26 protein-coding genes and 1 tRNA gene are annotated in these 21,425 nt (G+C 40.5%); 9 read left to right on the plus strand and 18 right to left on the minus strand.

What is annotated here, in order from left to right:
* Positions 1 to 64: 64 nt before the first annotated feature.
* Both AAZR19_RS16755 and AAZR19_RS16760 read left to right on the plus strand, forming a co-directional pair.
* Positions 65 to 1,597, plus strand: a complete 1,533-nt coding sequence (locus tag AAZR19_RS16755; protein WP_202739357.1) for a multicopper oxidase family protein — start codon at positions 65 to 67, stop codon at positions 1,595 to 1,597.
* A gap of 273 nt (positions 1,598 to 1,870) precedes the next feature.
* Complete coding sequence (locus AAZR19_RS16760; protein ID WP_041108735.1) at positions 1,871 to 2,242, plus strand: carboxymuconolactone decarboxylase family protein; 372 nt, start codon at positions 1,871 to 1,873, stop codon at positions 2,240 to 2,242.
* Between the two features lie 214 nt (positions 2,243 to 2,456).
* Here the strand turns inward: AAZR19_RS16760 and AAZR19_RS16765 are convergent, their stop codons facing one another.
* Together AAZR19_RS16765 and AAZR19_RS16770 are read right to left on the minus strand one after the other, a co-directional pair.
* On the minus strand, positions 2,457 to 3,506 hold the full coding sequence (locus tag AAZR19_RS16765; RefSeq protein WP_076841145.1) for a hypothetical protein: 1,050 nt from the start codon (positions 3,504 to 3,506) through the stop codon (positions 2,457 to 2,459).
* A 73-nt stretch (positions 3,507 to 3,579) separates the two neighbouring features.
* Complete coding sequence (locus AAZR19_RS16770; protein WP_024424478.1) at positions 3,580 to 3,948, minus strand: RlpA-like double-psi beta-barrel domain-containing protein; 369 nt, start codon at positions 3,946 to 3,948, stop codon at positions 3,580 to 3,582.
* Positions 3,949 to 4,157: 209 nt separating this feature from the next.
* Between AAZR19_RS16770 and AAZR19_RS16775 the strand changes: the two genes are divergently transcribed.
* Complete coding sequence (locus tag AAZR19_RS16775; protein WP_423059712.1) at positions 4,158 to 4,832, plus strand: hypothetical protein; 675 nt, start codon at positions 4,158 to 4,160, stop codon at positions 4,830 to 4,832.
* A 124-nt stretch (positions 4,833 to 4,956) separates the two neighbouring features.
* A complete protein-coding gene (locus AAZR19_RS16780) occupies positions 4,957 to 5,424 on the plus strand; it encodes a hypothetical protein (RefSeq protein WP_076841146.1) in 468 nt (155 codons plus the stop codon).
* A gap of 47 nt (positions 5,425 to 5,471) precedes the next feature.
* On the opposite strand, the gene AAZR19_RS16785 is transcribed toward AAZR19_RS16780, so the two are convergent.
* The 4 genes from AAZR19_RS16785 to AAZR19_RS16800 all read right to left on the minus strand — a co-directional run bounded on the left by AAZR19_RS16785 (position 5,472) and on the right by AAZR19_RS16800 (position 7,703).
* Complete coding sequence (locus tag AAZR19_RS16785) at positions 5,472 to 5,909, minus strand: hypothetical protein (RefSeq protein ID WP_218677367.1); 438 nt, start codon at positions 5,907 to 5,909, stop codon at positions 5,472 to 5,474.
* A gap of 177 nt (positions 5,910 to 6,086) precedes the next feature.
* Entirely contained in the window at positions 6,087 to 6,689 is a 603-nt protein-coding gene (locus AAZR19_RS16790; RefSeq protein ID WP_218677368.1) for an FMN-binding negative transcriptional regulator, read from the minus strand.
* Positions 6,690 to 6,709: 20 nt separating this feature from the next.
* Entirely contained in the window at positions 6,710 to 7,228 is a 519-nt protein-coding gene (locus tag AAZR19_RS16795) for a GNAT family N-acetyltransferase (RefSeq protein ID WP_163115534.1), read from the minus strand.
* Positions 7,229 to 7,250: 22 nt separating this feature from the next.
* A complete protein-coding gene (locus tag AAZR19_RS16800; RefSeq protein WP_163115535.1) occupies positions 7,251 to 7,703 on the minus strand; it encodes a MarR family winged helix-turn-helix transcriptional regulator in 453 nt (150 codons plus the stop codon).
* A 406-nt stretch (positions 7,704 to 8,109) separates the two neighbouring features.
* Between AAZR19_RS16800 and AAZR19_RS16805 the strand changes: the two genes are divergently transcribed.
* Positions 8,110 to 8,622 carry a DUF3231 family protein gene (locus AAZR19_RS16805; RefSeq protein WP_025092756.1) on the plus strand — a complete coding sequence of 171 codons (513 nt, stop codon included), beginning with the start codon at positions 8,110 to 8,112 and terminating at the stop codon, positions 8,620 to 8,622.
* Positions 8,623 to 9,102: 480 nt separating this feature from the next.
* Here the strand turns inward: AAZR19_RS16805 and groL are convergent, their stop codons facing one another.
* Entirely contained in the window at positions 9,103 to 10,737 is a 1,635-nt protein-coding gene (gene groL / locus AAZR19_RS16810; RefSeq protein WP_041108751.1) for a chaperonin GroEL, read from the minus strand.
* A gap of 55 nt (positions 10,738 to 10,792) precedes the next feature.
* Positions 10,793 to 11,077: a co-chaperone GroES gene (groES, locus tag AAZR19_RS16815; RefSeq protein ID WP_024426730.1), complete on the minus strand. Its 285-nt coding sequence runs from the start codon at positions 11,075 to 11,077 to the stop codon at positions 10,793 to 10,795.
* Positions 11,078 to 11,306: 229 nt separating this feature from the next.
* Between groES and AAZR19_RS16820 the strand changes: the two genes are divergently transcribed.
* Genes AAZR19_RS16820 through AAZR19_RS16830 form a run of 3 tightly spaced genes read left to right on the plus strand, consistent with a single transcriptional unit; the run spans position 11,307 to position 12,915 of the window.
* The gene (locus AAZR19_RS16820; protein WP_041108753.1) at positions 11,307 to 12,041 is read left to right on the plus strand and encodes a CPBP family intramembrane glutamic endopeptidase; all 735 of its coding nucleotides are present in this window, start codon (positions 11,307 to 11,309) and stop codon (positions 12,039 to 12,041) included.
* Positions 12,038 to 12,232, plus strand: coding sequence for a YdiK family protein (locus tag AAZR19_RS16825; protein WP_003213897.1), 195 nt, complete (start codon positions 12,038 to 12,040; stop codon positions 12,230 to 12,232). The genes AAZR19_RS16820 and AAZR19_RS16825 overlap by 4 nt, the downstream gene beginning before the upstream one ends.
* Positions 12,233 to 12,288: 56 nt before the next feature.
* A complete protein-coding gene (locus tag AAZR19_RS16830; protein ID WP_041108755.1) occupies positions 12,289 to 12,915 on the plus strand; it encodes an NUDIX hydrolase in 627 nt (208 codons plus the stop codon).
* 39 nt (positions 12,916 to 12,954) lie between these two features.
* On the opposite strand, the gene tatC is transcribed toward AAZR19_RS16830, so the two are convergent.
* From tatC to moaC, 4 genes are read right to left on the minus strand one after another with little or no spacing between them, the layout of a single operon-like run.
* Complete coding sequence (gene tatC / locus AAZR19_RS16835; protein WP_041108757.1) at positions 12,955 to 13,704, minus strand: twin-arginine translocase subunit TatC; 750 nt, start codon at positions 13,702 to 13,704, stop codon at positions 12,955 to 12,957.
* 15 nt (positions 13,705 to 13,719) lie between these two features.
* A complete protein-coding gene (locus tag AAZR19_RS16840) occupies positions 13,720 to 13,899 on the minus strand; it encodes a twin-arginine translocase TatA/TatE family subunit (protein WP_008355689.1) in 180 nt (59 codons plus the stop codon).
* A 27-nt stretch (positions 13,900 to 13,926) separates the two neighbouring features.
* A complete protein-coding gene (locus tag AAZR19_RS16845) occupies positions 13,927 to 14,580 on the minus strand; it encodes a redox-sensing transcriptional repressor Rex (RefSeq protein ID WP_008355687.1) in 654 nt (217 codons plus the stop codon).
* Positions 14,581 to 14,595: 15 nt separating this feature from the next.
* Entirely contained in the window at positions 14,596 to 15,087 is a 492-nt protein-coding gene (gene moaC / locus AAZR19_RS16850; RefSeq protein ID WP_025092758.1) for a cyclic pyranopterin monophosphate synthase MoaC, read from the minus strand.
* Between the two features lie 138 nt (positions 15,088 to 15,225).
* Here moaC and AAZR19_RS16855 point away from each other — a divergent pair, with 138 nt between their 5' ends.
* A complete protein-coding gene (locus tag AAZR19_RS16855) occupies positions 15,226 to 17,148 on the plus strand; it encodes an ABC-F family ATP-binding cassette domain-containing protein (protein ID WP_041108759.1) in 1,923 nt (640 codons plus the stop codon).
* 269 nt (positions 17,149 to 17,417) lie between these two features.
* On the opposite strand, the gene tsaD is transcribed toward AAZR19_RS16855, so the two are convergent.
* From tsaD to AAZR19_RS16885, 6 genes are all read right to left on the minus strand, one after another.
* Positions 17,418 to 18,446, minus strand: a complete 1,029-nt coding sequence (tsaD, locus tag AAZR19_RS16860) for a tRNA (adenosine(37)-N6)-threonylcarbamoyltransferase complex transferase subunit TsaD (RefSeq protein WP_041108761.1) — start codon at positions 18,444 to 18,446, stop codon at positions 17,418 to 17,420.
* On the minus strand, positions 18,439 to 18,867 hold the full coding sequence (gene rimI / locus AAZR19_RS16865; protein ID WP_024424460.1) for a ribosomal protein S18-alanine N-acetyltransferase: 429 nt from the start codon (positions 18,865 to 18,867) through the stop codon (positions 18,439 to 18,441). Before rimI ends, tsaD begins: the two co-directional genes overlap by 8 nt.
* Positions 18,868 to 18,892: 25 nt before the next feature.
* Positions 18,893 to 19,582, minus strand: coding sequence for a tRNA (adenosine(37)-N6)-threonylcarbamoyltransferase complex dimerization subunit type 1 TsaB (gene tsaB, locus AAZR19_RS16870; protein WP_041108763.1), 690 nt, complete (start codon positions 19,580 to 19,582; stop codon positions 18,893 to 18,895).
* On the minus strand, positions 19,563 to 20,039 hold the full coding sequence (tsaE, locus tag AAZR19_RS16875; protein WP_041108765.1) for a tRNA (adenosine(37)-N6)-threonylcarbamoyltransferase complex ATPase subunit type 1 TsaE: 477 nt from the start codon (positions 20,037 to 20,039) through the stop codon (positions 19,563 to 19,565). Before tsaE ends, tsaB begins: the two co-directional genes overlap by 20 nt.
* A gap of 13 nt (positions 20,040 to 20,052) precedes the next feature.
* Positions 20,053 to 21,030 carry a thiamine-phosphate kinase gene (gene thiL / locus AAZR19_RS16880; protein ID WP_076841155.1) on the minus strand — a complete coding sequence of 326 codons (978 nt, stop codon included), beginning with the start codon at positions 21,028 to 21,030 and terminating at the stop codon, positions 20,053 to 20,055.
* 273 nt (positions 21,031 to 21,303) lie between these two features.
* Positions 21,304 to 21,380 (minus strand) — tRNA-Asp (locus AAZR19_RS16885).
* Positions 21,381 to 21,425: the final 45 nt, after the last annotated feature.

A 21,425-nucleotide genomic window follows, 5' to 3' on the forward strand; every position in this document is an offset into this window, starting at 1 on the left:
TTCACCTATTTGGATGTCCGCACTTATACTGTATCAAATTGAATTTAAGTGAGGATTAGTCAACATGAACCTAGAAAAATTTGTTGACGAGCTTCCAATTCCAGAAGTCGCGGAGCCCGTCAAAAAGAACCCAAGACAAACGTATTATGAGATTGCTATGGAGGAGGTATTCTTAAAAGTTCATAGAGACCTGCCCCCAACCAAGCTATGGACCTATAATGGCAGCTTGCCTGGTCCAACCATTAAAGCCAATCGAAATGAAAAGGTCAAAGTGAAATGGATGAACAAATTGCCATCGAAACATTTTCTGCCTGTCGATCACACCATCCACTCCGGTCATCACGATGAACCAGAGGTGAAAACAGTCGTTCATCTGCATGGCGGTGTCACACCAGCAAGCAGTGACGGCTACCCAGAGGCCTGGTTTTCACGGGACTTTGAAGCAACCGGCCCTTTTTTTGAAAGAGAGACTTACGTCTACCCAAATCATCAGCAAGCCTGCACATTATGGTATCACGATCATGCGATGGCATTGACACGACTAAATGTGTACGCCGGTTTAGCTGGGTTTTATTTGATCTCAGATGCATTTGAAAAGTCCTTAGAGCTGCCGAAAGATGACTATGACATTCCTTTAATGATTATGGACCGGACGTTTCAGGAGGATGGCTCACTGTTTTATCCTAGCAGACCAAACGATACGCCAGAGGACAGTGACATACCAGACCCATCCATCGTGCCCTTTTTTTGTGGAGAAACGATCTTAGTCAATGGAAAAGTATGGCCATATTTAGAAGTAGAGCCGCGAAAATACCGTTTTCGTATTTTAAATGCGTCCAATACTAGAACTTACGAGCTGCATCTAGATAACGACGCTACAATCTTGCAAATTGGTTCCGATGGTGGCTTTTTGCCAAGACCCGTTCGCCATCAATCCTTTAGCATCGCACCTGCTGAACGTTTCGATGTCATCATCGACTTTTCAGCTTATGAAAACAAAACGATCACTCTCAAAAATACAGCCGGCTGCGGACAGGATGTGAATCCTGATACAGATGCGAACATTATGCAATTCAAGGTCACACGTCCACTAAAAGGGAGAGTACCTAAAACATTACGTCCGATTTTCAAACCGCTGCCATCGCTTCGGCCAAGTCGAGCTGATAGAGAGCGTACGCTCACACTTACCGGCACACAGGATAAATATGGCCGCCCTATCCTATTGCTCGATAACCAATTTTGGAATGACCCTGTCACTGAAAATCCTCGTCTTGGCAGTCTAGAGATTTGGTCTATCGTCAATCCAACCAGGGGGACACACCCTATTCATTTGCACCTTGTTCAATTTAGGGTTTTAGACAGAAGGCCATTTGATACAGAAGTCTATCAATCGACAGGAGAAATCGTGTATACAGGACCAAACGAAGCGCCTCCTTTACATGAACAAGGCTACAAGGACACCATTCAGGCGCATGCAGGTGAAGTCATTCGGATCGTTGCTCGTTTTGTTCCATACAGCGGCCGGTATGTGTGGCATTGTCATATTTTAGAGCATGAAGATTATGACATGATGAGGCCGATGGATATCATTCAGTAAAAATGAAACCACTCTTCCGCCAAATGCGTAGAACTTATGAAACTGCTGATTACAAAGGGGCTAACGGACATCTATTCATTAGCCCTTTTATGATCCATTTCAAAATGGAAAAATAAATCGCATGAATCATTCCTTTGAAGAGCGTTCCATACTTAAAAAGTTGACGCAGCAAACCGATAATACTACTATATACCCATTACATCTATCAAGAGGCACATAAGCCATAATGAACGAACAAATGGAAAATTGCGATAAAAAACGGAGGAGTTCAATTTGAATGAAGAAAAAGAGACTTGCCAGGTCAAACAAGAAACAGCGGCAGGTAACAGAGAGAAGCTTTCAATTCATGAGAACGAGAGCATTCGGTCAAACATTGAACAACTAACCATTGAACTCAGTGAACAAAAAGAATTCAATCACTTCATATTAGATGAAAAACAAAAGGCCATCAGCACATTATCTTCCCTCATCACAAAAGGCAATTGTGATGAAGACTTAAAGACTCATTTTGAACAAGCATTACATACCGGACTTTCTGTTATAGAGATTATGGAGATTATTAAACACTGTACAAAGGTTGCTGGCTTCCCTCACTCCATTAACGCCCTGTTTATCTTTCAAAACTTATTAGATGAAAACAAATAAAACAGAGAAAACGAGATGTCATCAGTCCTCTCGTTTTTTTATGTTCACTCATATTACTCTTTTCCTTTCTCTCTGTCACATAAGCAAAATATGAAAATAGCCCTCGTATCACTGCTTAAAAATTGATTTTCCATCTATAAACCCACCATTTCTCCAGCATTTCAAGAGACAAAATAAAAAAACGTCCAGTTAAATAAATAACTGAACGTTTCCTTTATCGATTGACAGTGAAATTGTTAACGATTCCGCCATCCTTCTCCCAAGCGGCTTCCACCGTTTTCTTCTTCATATTGTATTCAAAAATCGTTCTTACCTTCGCCTTTCGTCCAGTGTCATCCTTTAATTCTTCTGCGTTTTTTGCAACACCTAAGAAATAAACAGACGACCCGTCCGTAGAAAATTGCGGCTGTGCAGCACTTAAAATATGAACATCCTGGCTATTTTTAACGAGTGTCGCCGTTTTTCCTGTTTCTACATCAAGCATCTTAATCGAGGATATTTCTTTTTCTTTACGAACCTTTACTTCTGTATAAATCAATTTCTTATGATCTGGAGAAAATGAAATATCATTGATCGTTTGTGAGATGCGTGCAATGCGTTTCCCCTTCTCACCTGTTTGAAGGGTAATCTTCATGGTTGTTGGTTCAGGATCTCTGCCCTTTTCATTTGCTTCATCGGTTTTTTGATAATCTTCTTTTAAAGAATAATGCTGGATCGCCAAATCATTTGAAGTCGGATCATATGCAAAAGAACTCACTGTATCATCCTTGCTTTTTTCCGGATACAGCTCCTTCATTTTGTGTGTTTTCAAATCAAAAGATGCGACATAAAATTGCTCTCCAGAATCCTTGTTATACCTTAGAAATAACTTCTTTCCGTCACCAGACAGCCTCATACTGTCGATAGAATCATCACTCGTAAACAGTGTTTTTTCTTCGTCAGATTTCACATTTAATTCCCGAATACTCACCTTTTGCGTGTCTTCATCCGTATACGTGTAATATAAAACTTGTTTCGTAGAATCATAAGCAATCGAAGGATATGCTGTCAGTTTCTCCGTATGAAGCGCCCGATCATGCAAGTAATAAGTATTGTTTAACTTTTGATCTGTAAATGAAACGAGCAATTCGTCTTTTGCATCTTGATTTGTTTTGACTTTTCCTGTATGTTTCGCCTCTTGCCCAGGCTTCATCATGAAGAAAATAACTGCCGCAATCACTGCGACGCCAATGACTGTGATGATCCACCATGTTGATTTTTTCATTGCCTTTCAGACCCTCTCTACAAGAAAAGAAGCCAGAAAATGAACTTTTCCCGCTTCTTTGCATGCCTATGTATTAATAAGTGTAATGCCCTTTTACGACACCTTTACTTGTTTTATACCCAAGTGCTTTGAATGCTTTTGGACTTACGTCTAGTACAGCATTTGGCATTCTGCCTACATCATATTTATATACTGTAATCACTTTATGTGGTTTCGCTTTTGTTGTCACTCTTAGTTTTGTACCTTTTTTCGGTACGTCAAAGCCCATTTTAGTTGCTGCATCCCAATGACCGAGTTTTTTTCCATCTGCGCCTTTTTTGCCGACACCATTATACCAAGTAATATTGCCGCTTACTTTTTTTGCACTTGCTCCATGTGAGAAACTAAATGCTAAAAATAAACTAGCTACTGTTACGATTGTCGTGATAAGCTTTTTATTCATTAAAAAATCCTCCGTTTTTGGTTTCTGCACTCATTATACATGAAGATGAACCCAGTTATTTTACAGACACATTACAATTCAAATACAAGTTGACCACTTTATGACCGATTAAGTTCATAAATACCGCCAAAATCAGCCAGAACATTGTAAGGAGCCCCCCTCTTTCATTTTATATAATAAAAGAGAATCAAATTTAAGGGGGAATTTTCATGAAAAAGTGGTTCACCGTTTTGATTGTAAGTTTGGCCTTCGTTTTGATGTTTTCAAGTCTTCCTGCTTCAGCGGCTAGTCCTCGTCACGGCGCCATTGTGACGCAAACAGATGAAGCCAAGTGGTCAGGTATCTCTGCTGATATTGTCCTGCCCAAAACTGCCACCATTAAAAATGGCTATGCAGACTGGTATCTCGGTCTCGGCTCTGCTGTTGTAGAGAGCGGTATTTCAAAAACGCCTTCCGGCTATAAGGTTTTTCTGGGCAGCGGCTCACAAGGCGGCAGTCAATACTGGAACAGTGAATACGATTCAAGTATTAAAGATGGCGCACGTGTCAACTTAAAGCTCATCAACAATGGTGATGGCACGGTGTCACTATATGTCAATGGGAAACTGCGCTATAAGCAGCCTGTTTACAACCCTAGCCGTCTGAAAAACCTTGATGTTGTCAAAATGGTACATGGCGTACAGGATAATGGAACAAACAGCTATTCACAAGCAAGCTTTTCGAATGTACAGCTTCGCGCAAATACATCAGGAAGTGTCTATAAAAATTGGGACGGGTCAATCAAATCGTCACTTTTACGTAAAAATTTAGAATCCGGTGCCGCAGCTCCTAAATTCACCGTCATTTCTTCTATCCCATTAAGTACAAGCCTTTCAGCACAATAAGAAAAAAGCACCCTCCATTGGGTGCTTTTTATTGTTCACAGCTTATCAACACTTCTCTTTTAATCAAAACAACGATTCGTGGTAACATAAACATACAACATTCGACGAAAAAAGGAGAACGAACGTGAAAAAAAGTCTACTTGTTTTCATGAGTCTAGTTGCAAGTCTCTACATTCTAGCAGCTTGCTCGAATACGACAAAAGAACAAAAAACAGAAACTAAAGCTCTTCCAACGATTAATGAGCGCATTCAAAAGGAAACAAAAGAAGTGATGGAACAGTCTAAACTCATCAAAGATACTGACATCACCGTTGATCAAAAGAAAAAAAGCATTTCTTTAAACGTAACGGCTTCCTCTGATACCAATAGTGATTACGCTGAAGTCATCGGTTTAAACTTTGCAAAAACGCTGGCCATTGGAGCATCAACTGAAAAAGAAAACAATCTTCATAAACCGGAAAATGACAGCCTCGGCGCCCTCTATTCCTTTTATGACCTAAACATCACCGTGAAACAAGAAAACGGCAAGGTACTGGCAAAGGGAAAGAAAACAACAAATGAAACAAAAATCACTTGGGAAAGAGCCCAATAACTGCTTGATGGGTTTTCTTATAAATAAAAAGCTTGTAGAGAATCACTCTACAAGCTTTTTTTAATGTTCATCTCGGTTAAATCGTCTCTCATAACATTGACCAGTGCGTGAATATCTGAGTGAGCCCTTGATGCTAATCGCACCAGCAAATCCTCTAAACACTCATACAAATGATGATCTCTCATGATATACTCCTCATATAACGGAATGACAAAGAAATAGAGCAAATCAGCGAATTCAAGTGCAGCGTCATCTTCATCCTCATCGTCTAACGCCTCTCTGACACTTTGAATCAACCAATTCAAATCTTCTTTCTTTTCAATCGGAACATACATCAGTTGATGAATATAATCCGTATCCTTCACTTGTAAAATCCGCTCCGCTGTTTCTTTTGATAGCGCACCAATCTCTGTAGAAGAAATATTCACAATCGCTAATTCGTCCTCTGATCTTACTTGATTCATTTGCAGCAAGTTTTGGTCCATCTCGACTCACTCCCCATTCTCAGATACCTTTATTATAAGGAATTGATCTGATCTTTTATGGAAATAGTGGATTTTTTATGTAATTTTAAAGAAAATGTGACATTATAAGCCAAGATATCTCATATCTCTGAAAACAAAAAAACACTCTTGATCATAAGAGTGCTTTTCTCATACTTCCTATAATCTTTCTTTCATCGCCTCAGCCATTTCCACTTCACCCTCTGCTTCGAGCTTTTCAATGATGCGGGCATAATCCCTTTCATGGCGATTTTGGCTTAATTTAAAAGCAGCCTGAACTTCATCAATGATGATCTTAAATCCAACAATACCTTTCATTTGCTTCTCTAACAGTTCCTCAGACAACGTATCCCACAAAATTGGCTGTTCTCTGTGGCTTTCGTATGTTTCCAGCATCGTTGTTAATTCCTTGACCAGTTCTGCTTTTTCTAGCAACACAGCCTTTCCATATACATGGACAGCTTGGTAATTCCATGTCGGAACGGATTCCTTTTCATACCATGAAGAGGATATGTAAGCATGCGGCCCCTGAAAAATCACGAGCACCTTCTCGCTCTCTTCAAACGTTTTCCACTGAGGATTCCCAATCGCCATATGCCCCGAGATCACATACGAATCTCCAACTTGATGAAAACTCACTGGAATATGTGTCGCAATGGGCTTTTCATTCATTGTCGTCACAACTGTAGCAAATGAATGAGATTGAATAAATGATTTGATTTTCTCCATATCTTTCACTCGAAAAAATGATGGAACATGCATGTACCCTTCCCCCTTTTTGATCAACTCAATGTTTTGGTCATAATGAAATCCATTTGCTCTTCGTCCCCCATGTGAAAGGCGTGCACCCCTGTTTGAACAAACCCAAGCTTTTGATAGAAAGCGATGGCCGCTCTATTATGCTCCCACACCCCAAGCCAAACATCCTGTTTATGATGATTTTTCGCAATTTCAATGGCTTGATCAATTAAATATCGGCCTAAACCTTGCTTTTGAAAGGACTGCTTGATATAAATTCTTTCAATCTCTAACGCGTCACTCCCCATCTCTTCTGATTGGGCATCATCCATATTGATCTTCAAATAACCAGCTACTTCCCCATTCACTTGAACAAAATAGAACTGTGAAGATGGATGATGTAATTCTTTTAACAGCTGGTTGGGATGAAAGGCTGTCTTTACGTAAGCATCGATATGTTCAGCTTTGTTTTGATCCCGAAAGGTCTCTTTAAACGTGTCGATTCCGACTTTTTGCAGCTCTTCTATATGCTGTTCATTACATGGAATAAAAGTGACCGTCATTGAAGTCATCACTCCTTATCATTTAGTAGCGTCTCTTATTTCCTTTTTTCACATAATCCCAATCTTTTTCGATATTTTTTCTCACCCTTAGAAGATACTCACATATCTGTTCTGCTTCCTCATCAGAAAACCCATCAAGCGCTACTTGATTCGAATAATCATGTTCTCGTTTGATCATTGGGTAGACCGTTTCCCCTTTTTCAGTTGGAAACAGCTTTTTGATTTTTTTATTCACAGGATCATCTTTCTTCTCAATAAACCCATTCAGTTCTAATTTTTTGATAGCCCGAGCCGCCGTAGTTCGATCCACTTTAATCATTTCCGCCAGCTTTTCCTGAATGATACCAGGCTCCTCACAAATACGCACAAGATACAAATACTGCCCCTTCGTTAAATCGTACTCTCTAAATTCAATATTACTTATAGAATCAAGCGCCCGAGCAATGACGCCAATCTCTCGTAAAATCTCTCTCATTTATCACGACTCCTTTTATTGCATTTGCAACATAATACACAACAACATTATATTTTATTTTTGTTGTAAACACAATAAAAAACACCTTCATTTAGAAAGTGTTCTTTTCATTTTCTTTATTTCCCTCGTTCCTATAATAGTGGTAATCGTTACAAAAATAACGATATATTCGTTGCTAGAAGATAATTTCCATTTATGTAGCTGCCTCTTTTTATAACATAACCTCTCCAGTTTTATTAGCCATTATTCGTTAGAGTCCACATAGATTAAAATTAGAATTTTTACCTTTAACAACTATCATTAAAATGATGAATATATTGGTTTAATTTAGGAACTATAAAAAGGTGACCAATCGTCAAGAAAGGGAGGTCGCTTAATGAATATTTTACAATTAGGGAGGATGACAATGGGAATTTTAAGTGGAAATCCAACGGATGAACCTATGCACTATGGTGAAGTGTTTGGTACATGGTCTTACTTGATGGTAGCTAAAGGTTTAATTGCTGGTTATCAAACCCACTTAAACCATGCAGGTGACGAAGACTTACAAAAATTAATTGAAGAAGCTATTCAGGGTGGGCAACAAGAAATCAAAGAAATTGAAACTTTATTAAAAGAAAATGGAATTGGCTTACCTCCAACACCTCCTGAACGACCTAAAGCTTGTATAGACGATATTCCAGTAGGGGCACGTTTTCAAGATCCAGAAATAGCCGCTGGTCTTTCGGCTAACATTGCGTCAGGATTAGTATCGTGTAGCACAATTATGGGTCAATCAATTCGAGAAGACATTGCTATGATGTTTGGACAGTTTCATATTCAAAAGGCAGCACTTGGAGCAAAAGTCCTTAGACTTAACAAAGAAAAAGGATGGTTAATTCCACCACCTCTTCATCATAGCAAAGCAGAAGATTGTTAATCATAAGATGATTAAACATGAAAGAGTAGACGCTTTAGGGTTTACTCTTTTCTTGCTAATCTTTAAACTTTCTACAAATTGGACTCTCCTTCACTCTCTCTACAGTCACTATTTTTTGCCATTTCCATCGATTGCCTTTGTGCCAACATCATCAGCAATAGAAGATCAATTCCTTTAATATACCTAAAAATATCTTCCTCAGATTTAAAAGCTCCTATTACTATAGATTGTGTAAACATTGATAGCAAATAACCAGTGTTTTTTCTCTATTATAGTCCTTGCAAATGCAGCATCAAGACGGATTTTCCCCGTTCAAAGTTTCTATTTAATCAACAAGGTTAGTCATACTATGAGGAATATCTATGCTCATATGACTGTTAATATGGAAGAAAAGGCCTTCCAACAGTTTTGCAAACTGATGAAAGGCCTTCTCCTATAGTTAATTTCAGACGTTGATATAACAAGGTTTTGAAACCCTGATTACATCATGCCGCCCATACCACCCATGCCGCCCATATCTGGCATTCCGCCGCCTGAGCCGCCTTCTTCTGGTTTGTCAGCAACGACTGCTTCAGTTGTTAGAAGCATTGCTGCAACAGAAGCTGCGTTTTGAAGTGCAGAGCGAGTTACTTTTGTTGGGTCAACGATTCCTTTTTCGATCATGTTTACCCATTCGTTTGTTGCTGCGTTGAAGCCTACGCCAATTTCTTCGTTTTTCAAGCGCTCAACGATAACGGATCCTTCAAGACCTGCGTTGTGAGCGATTTGACGAATTGGCTCTTCAAGAGAACGTAGAACGATGTTCACACCTGTTTGAACGTCACCATCAGCTTCGATTGAAGCGACTTTGTTGTATACATTCACAAGTGCTGTACCACCACCGGATACGATACCTTCTTCAACTGCTGCGCGAGTTGAGTTCAGTGCATCCTCGATGCGTAGTTTACGCTCTTTTAGTTCTGTTTCAGTTGCAGCACCAACTTTGATGACAGCGACGCCGCCAGCTAGTTTTGCAAGACGTTCTTGTAATTTTTCTTTATCGAATTCAGAAGTTGTTTCTTCTACTTGTGCACGGATTTGGTTCACACGTGCTGAGATTTGAGCAGAATCTCCTGAGCCCTCTACGATTGTTGTGTTTTCTTTTGTCACAACGACTTTAGAAGCGCGGCCAAGCTGACCGATTTCAGTTGATTTCAGGTCAAGTCCTAGGTCTTCTGTGATTAATTCTCCGCCAGTTAGAACAGAGATGTCTTCAAGCATTGCTTTACGACGATCACCGAATCCAGGTGCTTTTACTGCTACTGCGTTGAATGTACCACGAAGTTTGTTCACAACAAGAGTTGCAAGTGCTTCGCCTTCTACATCTTCAGCAATGAGCAATAATGGTTTGCCTTGTTGTACAACTTGCTCAAGTACAGGAAGGATTTCTTGAATGTTTGTAATTTTTTTATCAGTAATTAAGATGTAAGGATTTTCAAGAACCGCTTCCATCTTATCAGAATCCGTCACCATGTATGGTGAAGCATATCCGCGGTCAAATTGCATACCTTCAACCACTTCAAGCTCAGTTGTGAATCCTTTAGATTCTTCAATTGTGATGACACCATCGTTACCTACGCGTTCCATCGCTTCAGCGATTAGGCTGCCGACTTCTTCATCTGCTGCAGAAATAGCCGCAACTTGAGCAATTGATTCTTTGCCTTCGATTGGTTTAGAAATCTCGTGCAAGCCTTCAAGTGCTACTTTCACTGCTTCTTCGATCCCTTTACGAACGCCAACAGGGTTTGCACCAGCTGTTACGTTTTTAAGACCTTCACGGATCATCGCTTGAGCTAGAACTGTTGCAGTTGTTGTACCGTCACCAGCAACATCGTTTGTTTTGCTTGCAACTTCAGCCACAAGTTTTGCACCCATGTTTTCAAATGCATCTTCTAATTCGATTTCTTTTGCAATCGTTACACCATCATTTGTGATAAGTGGAGAACCGAATTTTTTCTCAAGAACCACGTTACGTCCTTTAGGTCCTAAAGTTACTTTTACAGCATCTGCAAGTGCATCTACACCACGTAACATTGCGCGACGTGCTTCTTCACTGAACTTAATATCTTTTGCCATAATAACGAAACCTCCTCAGTCTTTTTAAAAATGTATCTCAATGTTTTTTATGTGATTAACCAATAACAGCTAAAATGTCGCTCTCACGAAGGATTAAATATTCTTTTCCTTCATATTTCACTTCAGTGCCTGCATATTTTGAGAAGATAATGCGGTCGCCTGTGCTTACTTCTAACGCAACGCGCTCACCACTTTCAAGTACACGCCCTGAACCTGCTGCAACAATTTTACCTTCTTGCGGTTTTTCTTTTGCAGAATCCGGTAAAACAATACCGCTAGCGGTTTTTTCCTCAGATTCAACGAGTTCAATGATTACGCGATCGCCTAATGGCTTTAACATAAGAAACAACCTCCTCAATTTTTATATGTAGTCTTTTTTAGCACTCATCACCAGTGAGTGCTAACACATTTATTATAATAAAGAATGTCTTCTGCAATTTCAAGTAAAAACCTTTAAAAATTTTTACGCTTTCATGATCTTTTTCAATCTCAGATTCTTTCCTTTTTATCGAAAAAGAAGACTTGTGTTACAATAAATTTAGTTCTTTTAGTAAAGGGGTTTTCGTTACTTGAAAAAACAATATTGGTACATCATCTTAACGTATATATTGGTACAGGTATCTGCGTTTCCTTATTTTCTTATTATGAAATGGCTGGGATTCATTCAAACACCGATGACTCAAACAGAGCTTTCAAAATTATCAGGAACGTGGACAATCATCAGTTTCTGTATCGGGTTGATCATTATTCTGCTCATCCTTCGAACCGTCCCAAAAGCTTCACTGCGAAATGAAGCGCCTGCTTCAATCGGTTCTGCTATCGCATGGATCATTGGCGGTTTCTTTCTTTCTCTCTTTGCACAATCGATTGCAGGCGTGATTGAACAATATGCATTCGGCATTGGCCGTGAATCAGAAAATACGCAAAATATTTTATCTATTATGGATGCTTTTCCTTTTCTTGTTATCATTATTTCACTGATTGGACCAATACTTGAAGAAATCGTTTTCCGAAAAATCATTTTTGGTGTGATTTATGAAAGAACGAATTTTTTTATTGGAGCACTTGTGAGTTCAGTATTTTTCGCTGCTGCACACTCTGATTTTCCCCACTTCTTTCTCTATACCGCAATGGGCTTTACCTTTGCCTTTTTATATGCCAAAACAAAACGAATCATTGTTCCAATCGGCGCTCATATGTTGATGAACTCGCTCGTCATTCTTGTACAGATTGAGCCAGTAAGAAAAATGATTGAAGAACAATCTCAAACTATGCAAATGATTATTGGAGGCTTTTTCTCATGAGAAACCCAGTCGTATGGGGCATCATTTATTTTGCCGTAGGTGTCGCTTTCACCTATATGGCCATTCAGAACCCAGGTGACATGTGGTCATTTTACAGCATTTTGCTGATGGTGTTTGCGGCCTATAATATCAATATCGCGCTTAAAATGTTTGCCTTCTCTGTCAAACTCAAAAAACAGCAGCAAAAATAAATCAAAAACCATTTTCCGCGGTTGGAAAATGGTTTTTTTATGGAGGATGTATCTTTATGGAACATGAAAAACTTCGCATCTTCAATGATCAACATGAAACGATTGGAACTGCCGCTCGTTCAGATGTTCACGCCCAAGGTTTTTGGCATGAAACATTTCATTTCTGGCTTCTTAAAAAAGAGCATAGCACCGTGTATCTTTATTTTCAGCTTAGAAGTCCCGCAAAAAAGGATTTTCCTTCTCTGTTTGATATCACCGCAGCGGGCCATCTTCTCGCAGATGAACAGCCTTCTGATGGCTTAAGAGAGGTAGAAGAAGAAATTGGTCTTTCCATCCCTTTTGAGGACCTCACCTTTGCAGGTATCATAAAGGATGAAATCCATATGCCTTCGTTCATTGACCGTGAGTTCTGCCATGTGTACCTTTATATGAATGAAGAAGAGCACATGGAAGTTCATCTACAGAAAGAAGAAGTCGCTGGTCTGTACAGAGCCAAGCTGCTTGATGCACAGCAGCTGTTAACTGGAACATGTAAAAGAATTCGAATCGAGGGCTTTAAAGTTGATGCAAACGAAGAACGACGTGAGGAAAGCATCGAAGTGGGTGTTCATGATTTTGTCCCGCATGAGCCCGCCTATTATGAGCACCTCTTTCACGCGATCAATCAATTTCTTTCACAATAGAAAAAGCATCGTGATCCCTCATTGGATCATGATGCTTTTTTATGAAACATAATGTTTTTCTTTCTCCTCTGTTTGCTGCATTTTGCGGTAGGTCACTCTTGAAATGATAATGCTCACTTCATATAAAACGAGCATTGGCAAGGTGACCATGAGGTGAGAAACAAGCTCTGGCGGTGTAATGAGTGCGGCAATGACAAGGAGGACAAAATAGGCATACTTCCGTATTTTTGATAAAAACATCGGTGTGATGATGCCAAGTCTTGTAAGAAACATCAACACGACGGGCATCTGAAACAAAAAGCCAAATGGAAGTGTTAACTGCATCAGAAATGTAAAATACTCATGAATCCCAATGACTTGCTCTACATTTAAATCATTCGACATTCGCGTCATAAAGTCGACGACAAACGGAAACAAAATAAAATAAGAGAAGGCCACACCGCTCAAAAATAAAAGCAGTGCAATCGGAATGTAAGCAAGTGTCACCTTTCTTTCTTTTTCATATAGGCCAGGACTCACAAACGCCCACAGCTGATATAAAATAACGGGACACGTCAAAACCAAAGCAATGACAAATGCGAACTGCATAAACACGTACAGTGGATCTGTAAGCTTAAATGCGTTCAGCGTGAGTGTTGCCGCTTCATCGGTATTTTGTAAATACACAATGACCGGCTTAGCGAGAAAAAAACCAGCCACCATAAAGGCGACAAAAAACATCGCAATGGTTACTAAACGTTTTCGCAGTTCCACAATATGCTCCATAAGCGGCATATCTTTGACATTCATGAAGCTCATCCTATTCTACTGATCTTCTTTTTTCTTTTTTTCTTCCTGATCATCAGCTAAGCCTTTTGTGGCATTTTTGAATTCACGTAATGTATCTCCTGCTGCTCTTCCTAATTCAGGAAGCTTTTTCGGCCCAAAAATAATGAGCGCTACAATCGCAATCAGAATCAAACTCCCAGGACCGATCGGACCCATTTGCTCCACCCCCTTTACCCCTTTTCGTCAGTCCTCCTGTGTAACAGAGTAATGCTTTAAGAAATACACAAGAGACTGAAGTTCAACCGCCAAATCTATATGATGAATTCGAATGTGTTCCGGCACATTCAATCGAGCCGGCGTAAAGTTAAGGATTCCTTTGATGCCAAGGGCAATCAAACGATCTGTAATGGATTGAGCTGCTACGGCAGGTACTGTCAAAATTGCAACAGGGATATCTCCTACCTCTTGAACATGCTCTTCAAGCTTATCCAAATCATAGACAGGCACGCCGCCTATCTCACTTCCTATTTTACTCTCATTGACGTCAAAAGCCATTGAAATTTTTGTATTATTATTTTTTATGAAATTATAGTGTAAAAAAGCAGTCCCTAAATTCCCGACACCGATGAGCATGACATTGGTCATTTCATCTTGGTCAAGGGTCTTTCTGAAGAAGGTCAAGAGATAATCGACATTATAGCCATACCCTTTCTTCCCAAGTGCACCAAAGTACGAAAAATCTCGGCGAATGGTAGCAGAATCCACTTTGACTGCATCACTAAGCTCTGCTGATGACACCCTTTGTTTTCCTGATGCATGCAGATTTTTTAAAAAACGGTAATATAGCGGCAAACGTTTGGCTGTCGCTTGTGGAATTTTTGACTGATCTATATTCATATAAGGTCCTCCAACTTAAATATCAGATGCTCTGTGAAAATCACCGTTTTTCCCGCCTGTCTTTTCAATTAGATAGGTAGGACCGATGATCATGCCTTTATCAATCGCTTTGCACATGTCGTAAACGGTCAGTGCACATACTGAAGCAGAAGTGAGCGCTTCCATCTCCACACCCGTACTTCCTTTTGTTTTTACCTGTACTTGTATGTTCAGGATGTGCGCATTTCCGTCTTCCTCCCAATCAAAGGAGATATCCACGCCTTTTAGTGCAAGCGGATGACACATTGGAATGATGGTAGATGTTTGCTTTGCTGCCATGATGCCAGCAACCTGTGCAACAGACAGCACATCTCCTTTTCCAATTTCACGCTGCTCTATTTTATGAAACACTTCTTTTATCATACGAACACTTGAAACAGCAACGGCGGTTCTCACTGTAGACGATTTGTCACTAATGTCGACCATCTTTGCTCTTCCCTGTTCGTTAAAGTGGCTAAATTGACTCATCTTTCAACGCTCCCTCACTCAAATGATACACTATTTTTTCCTATCTGTCTTTCATTTGAATATGGCGATTGTATGTAACATTTGCCGGTTTACTGCTGATAAGCTACACTTAACATATTATAGCAGAGGTGAAGTTACATGATGATTCTACAAGTGAATCAGCTGTCCAAATCGTTTGGCGCTGATACCGTTTTAACGAATATAAAATTGGAAGTCAAAGCAAGGGATCGCATTGCCATTGTAGGTCGTAACGGCGCAGGCAAATCCACGCTTTTGAAAATCATTGCCGGTCAAATGTCTTACGAGCAAGGTGAGATCATCAAACCAAAAGACCTATCGATCGGCTATTTAGCACAGCATACCGATGTAACGTCTACACGTACGTTAAAAGACGAATTATTATCGGTTTTTGATCATTTAAAAGAGATGGAACAAGAGATGAGAACAATTGAGGAGAAAATGGCTTCCTCCACAGGTTCTGACCTGGATGCCCTGATGAAAACCTATGACAGGCTGCAGCAGGAATTTAAAGATCAAGGCGGCTATCAATATGAAGCAGATGTCCGCTCCATTCTGCATGGACTCGGCTTTAGTCATTTCGAAGATGAGACAACCGTCCAATCCTTAAGCGGCGGCCAGAAAACCCGTCTAGCGCTTGGAAAGCTCTTATTAATGAAACCAGAACTCTTAATTCTGGATGAGCCGACCAACCATTTAGATATTGATACCTTATCATGGCTGGAGCAGTATTTGCAAAATTATACAGGTGCCATTCTCATCGTGTCCCATGACCGCTATTTCTTAGACAAAGTCGTAAACCACGTCTATGAAGTTTCAAGAACTTCGATGAAAAAGTTTGCAGGGAACTATAGTAAGTATCTTGAGCTGAAAGCAGAGCAGCTCGAGCGGGATATGAAACTATACGAAAAGCAGCAAGAAGAGATCTCAAAACTTCAGGATTTCGTGGATCGCAACCTGGCAAGAGCTTCAACTACAAAGCGCGCACAAAGCAGGCGCAAGCAGCTCGAACGAATGGATCGTTTAGATAAGCCTTTAGGTGACGAAAAATCCGCAAACTTTCATTTTGATATTACGAGACAAAGCGGCAATGATGTGCTGAAGGTGCATGATCTCGATATTCGTTATGATGAAAAAACACCGCTCCTATCCTCTCTTTCTTTTCAGATTAAACGCGAGGATAGTGTGGCACTCATTGGTCCTAACGGGATCGGGAAATCAACCCTTTTAAAAACGTTAACAAACACATTAACACCAGTAAAAGGCGACATCACTTTTGGATCTCATGTCACGATCGGCTACTATGACCAAGAGCAAGCCAAACTGACATCCTCGAAAAAAGTGCTCAATGAGCTTTGGGATGACTATCCTCATATGAATGAAAAAGAAATTCGGACATGTTTAGGAAACTTCCTTTTTTCCGGTGATGACGTTTTAAAGCCTGTCCATGCATTAAGCGGCGGAGAAAAAGCACGCCTTGCACTGGCAAAGCTGATGCTCCAAAAAGCCAATTTCCTTATTCTCGATGAGCCTACAAACCATCTGGACTTAGATAGTAAGGAAATTTTAGAGAATGCACTAATCGACTATCCAGGAACCATCTTATTTGTCTCGCATGATCGTTATTTTATCAATCGTCTCGCCACGAAAGTATTTGAGCTTTCGCCTACAGAAACAAGAGAATATCTCGGTGATTATGACTACTATCTTGAAAAGAAAAATGAACAATTAGAGCTGGAAGCACTTCAAGAAAATGAACCGCTTAAAATACAAGCTGCACAGCAATTAGAAAAGGCAAAGCTTTCTTATGCGGAAGAAAAAGAGCTGAAAAAGAAAGAAAGACAAAAGCAGCGCAGAATCGAAGAAATTGAAGAACGCATTGCTGTCGTCGAAGACAAGCTCGGTGAAAATGAACAGCTGCTATGTGATCCTGATATTTTTCAAGATCACGAGAAGGTCCAAGACATTCAAACAGAAAATGATACGCTCAATCAAGAGCTGGAATCACTTTTTGCAGAGTGGGAAGAGCTGTCAGAAGCTTAAAGAGTGCCCTAAAAGGTACTCTTTTTTCTTTCAAAGAAAATTTATTATCCACAATGATACCCACAATAACTTCTTGATTATTCTTAAACACTTTAGACTTATCCACTTTATCCACAGGGTTTTAATCACATATCCACAAAAAAGATCATATTTATACACACCCTCTTCATTTTAAAACAAAATTTTCTAACAATTGTGGATATATAACGTTTACATGTGAATAAATCGCTTTCATAAAAAATAAAAACCCCTGTAATCCACAGGAGTTTTCATTCATATGAGACTAGCGGCAGCCCTGGCTGGCCATTCATCGCCATATCGCCTCTGATTCCTTTTTCAAATGCAACGGTTCCAGCGGCAGCAATCATGGCTGCATTGTCTGTGCAAAGAGATAATGGCGGAATAATGATCTTCACGTCTGGCAGCTTCGTAAATGCTGAGGTTAAAGCTTCTCTTAGTCCTTTATTGGCAGCGACTCCTCCAGCTAGAACAACCTGCTTCACACCATAGGCTTCTGCTGCTTTCAATGTTTTCCCAACAAGTACTTCAATGACGCTTGCTTGAAAACTTGCGGCCAAATTCTCTGGGGCAATCGTTTCACCCTTTTGTGACGCATTGTGTAAGGTGTTGATCACAGCTGATTTTAAACCACTGAAGCTAAAGTGATAGGACCCTTCTTCAAGCCATGCACGGGGAAGCTTAATTGTCGGCTCCCCTTCATGCGCTAACCGATCAATGTGAGGTCCGCCTGGGTACGGTAGACCCATCGTCCGGGCCACTTTATCGTACGCTTCTCCAGCTGCATCATCTAAAGTTTCTCCGATGACCTCAAAAGATCCGTGCTCCTTCATTAAAACAAGCTCAGTATGTCCGCCGGAGACAACAAGAGCTAAACATGGGAACTCCAATTCATCAACAAGCTGGTTTGCATAAATATGCCCTGCAATATGATGAACACCAACAAGAGGAATTTGATGGGCAAAGCTCAGTGCCTTTGCTGCATTGACACCAATCAACAAGGCACCCACGAGGCCAGGTCCTTCTGTGACAGCAATCGCATCTAAATCCTTAAAACTCATACCCGCCTGTGCCATCACTTCTTCTAATACGATGGTGACTTGCTCCACGTGATGCCTTGAAGCAATTTCGGGTACAACTCCGCCAAATCGTTTATGACTGTCTATTTGCGAGGCCACCACATTCGCCACGATTTCCTTTCCATTTTTGACAATGGACGCAGCTGTTTCATCGCAGCTTGTTTCTATACCTAATATGAATCGATCTGTTTGTTCACTCATTTATATTCACCCACATGACTAATGCATCTTCTCCATTATCCGTATAATAATTCTTTCGAATAGAAGCTGGTCTGAAACCGAGCTTTTCATAGAGGGATTGTGCTGGTGTATTCGAAACCCGCACCTCTAAAGAAAGATGATCTGTCTTTTTTTCTTTGCAAAATTCCATGACATATCGAAGCAATGCTTCCCCGTAGCCTTTTCCTCTATGCTCAGGGAGAATCGCAATGTTCGTAATTTGTGCATCGTCCATGACAATCCAGACCCCGCAATACCCAACAGGCTGCTTATCTTCTTCAATGAGGAAATAATGGCTGTATTGGTTATGAAGAATCTCATACACAAACGATTCCTTTTTCCAAGGGGCTGTAAACGAATGCACTTCAATCGTATACACCTCTGGAATGTCCGCTACTGTCATTTGTCGTATCTCTGCTATGTGAAGATTATTTTTGTCCTTCAAGCCATTTCACTTCCGCTTCTGCCAAACGAATATAGTTAGGAACAAGCTGATGGACATCTTCAGCAGGACGATCTGCGCCTAAAAATGCAAGCACTGCAGGTCTTGGGTTATGAAATGTTCCCTCTGCCAGTACAGCCGTTTCTCCTAAAATGGAGCGAATGCTCTCTTCATGAAGGTGCACATCTTGTCCAAGAAATAGAACAGGCTTTCCTGTCTGCTTCAGTTCATGAAGCCAATCCGTGAGCAGGATATTTTGATCTGGTTCGACCTCTTTGACCTTACCTTTTTCAAACGTATAGAGTCCGGTATAAACTTGTCCTCTTCTCGCATCAAATAGAGGTGAGATATACCCGTCAAAATATTGGCCATTTGCCGCAAGTGTTTCTAAACTCGAAACAGCCGATATCGGAATAGACAGCGTCCACGCAAGTGTTTTTGCGATGGTAACACCGATTCTGACGCCAGTGTAAGAACCAGGTCCTTTTGCTACAACGATTTTGCTTAGTTCGCTTGGTGATACACCACATTCTTTCATCAATGCTTCAACAGTAGGCATCGCTCGGACGGAATGGTTCTTTTTTAAATACGTAATGCTCTCGCCAATCACAGTGAAGTCTCTTACAAGAGCAATTCCTAGTGTATGGTTTGATGTATCAATGGCCAGTATGGTCAATTTCTTTCATCTCCTTACAAAGGGTCTCATAACGCTCCCCTTTTGCATCAAACGTGAGATGCCGTTCTTCTTCACGTTCTGTTCTCAGCATTTCTATTTTTAAATAGGAAGAAGGCAATTGAGGTTCAATAAGATGTGCCCATTCAACCAAGCATACACCTTCACCCTCAAAATATTCTTCGAGGCCGATCTCTTCTTCTGCATCTTCCATGCGGTACACGTCCATATGATATAGTGGCAGTCTGCCATCGGTATATTCTTTAATAATTGTAAAGGTGGGGCTGTTGACGATACGGGTAATTCCTAAGCCTTCCGCAAAACCTTTTGAAAAAGTGGTTTTACCTGCACCTAAATCTCCTTCTAATGTCAATACATCGCCTGGCATCACAAGTTTGGCCAATGCAGCGGCAATTCGTTTCGTCTCATCCGCACCTTTTGTCGTCCATGTTAATTTCACCGTTGATGTCACCTCATTTCTTAAAATGATTATATCCTTTTTTCATTAACATTGTTTGTTGATCATTGTTTTTTAACATAACACTGGCTGCTTGATTATCTTTGACTTGTCCAATACGTGTGATCTGAATGCCTTCTTTTTGACATTGCGATTCAAAGCTTTCCCAATCACATTCTGGTATCGTACCAGTTAACACAAAATCTTCTCCGCCAAACAACACCCATTCAAGCCAGTCTTTGCGCAGCACCTGTAAATCTGGATGAATTGGAAGCTTATCAGCTTCTATCTCGATCATCACACAGCTCGCTTCGGCTATTTCATTTAACTCACTCGCTAATCCATCACTCACATCATTCAAGGTGACCCGCTGGAAACTTGAACAAATGTGTCCAGCAGCAATATGAGGCAGAGGCATTTTATGACGCTTAAGAAAAAAATCAGCATCGATCTTCTTAGTTGGAGCTGCTTCGTTCATTAAGATTGATAACCCAGCAGCTGATGAACCGAGTTCACCTGTGACAAAGACAACGTCTCCAGTCTGAGCACTGTGACGATAACAAGCTTTTCCCTTTGAAACCTCACCAATCACCGTCACGGTAATGACAAAGTCACTGCGGGTGGCCACTGTATCTCCACCAATCAAATCCATATGATAGGAGTCAGCCAACGCTTTCATTCCCTCGTAAAGTTCCGTGACGATTGTCTCATCACCATGGGGCGGGATCGCAATTGAAACAAGATAATACTTTGGGGTCCCTCCCATTGCAGCGATGTCACTAACATTGACTGCCAGTGCTTTAAAGCCAACTTCAAAAGGTGTGGAAAAGTCAAAACGAAAATGAACATGCTCCACCATTGTATCAACACAAACGACCTCTTCACAATGTGAATGAGGTTGATAAACACTTGCATCATCACCGATGCCCATGATCAAAGAGCGCTGATATGTATCTTTTGGTGTGATTCGGCGAATAAGATCAAATTCATCCATAAAAAGACAGCCCCTTCTTGCAATCAATTGGTTAAGTAGACATGAGGTCAAACACAGTTAGTATTAGTGTAGCGAATATAAGTCTCAGTTCCAACTAAAAATGATATAAAGAAAGCCTGGTGTGAAAAAACCAGGCTGAGTTGAAGTAATCTATCTATTCTTTCTTATAGTGTAGCCAAACACAAAACATTTCATTGCAACTTGGGCACTTGTAGAAAGAAAAAGACATAAAAAAAAACGAAACTATACGTTTTCGTTTACAAGTCATAAAAATGGCGGTCCGGACGGGACTCGAACCCGCGACCTCCTGCGTGACAGGCAGGCATTCTAACCAACTGAACTACCGGACCATTTTGGTTGCGGGGGCAGGATTTGAACCTGCGACCTTCGGGTTA

The sequence above is a fragment of the Bacillus sp. Je.9.29.b genome, from assembly GCF_051129925.1.
GTDB classification, from domain to species: Bacteria; Bacillota; Bacilli; order Bacillales; family Bacillaceae; genus Bacillus; species Bacillus safensis.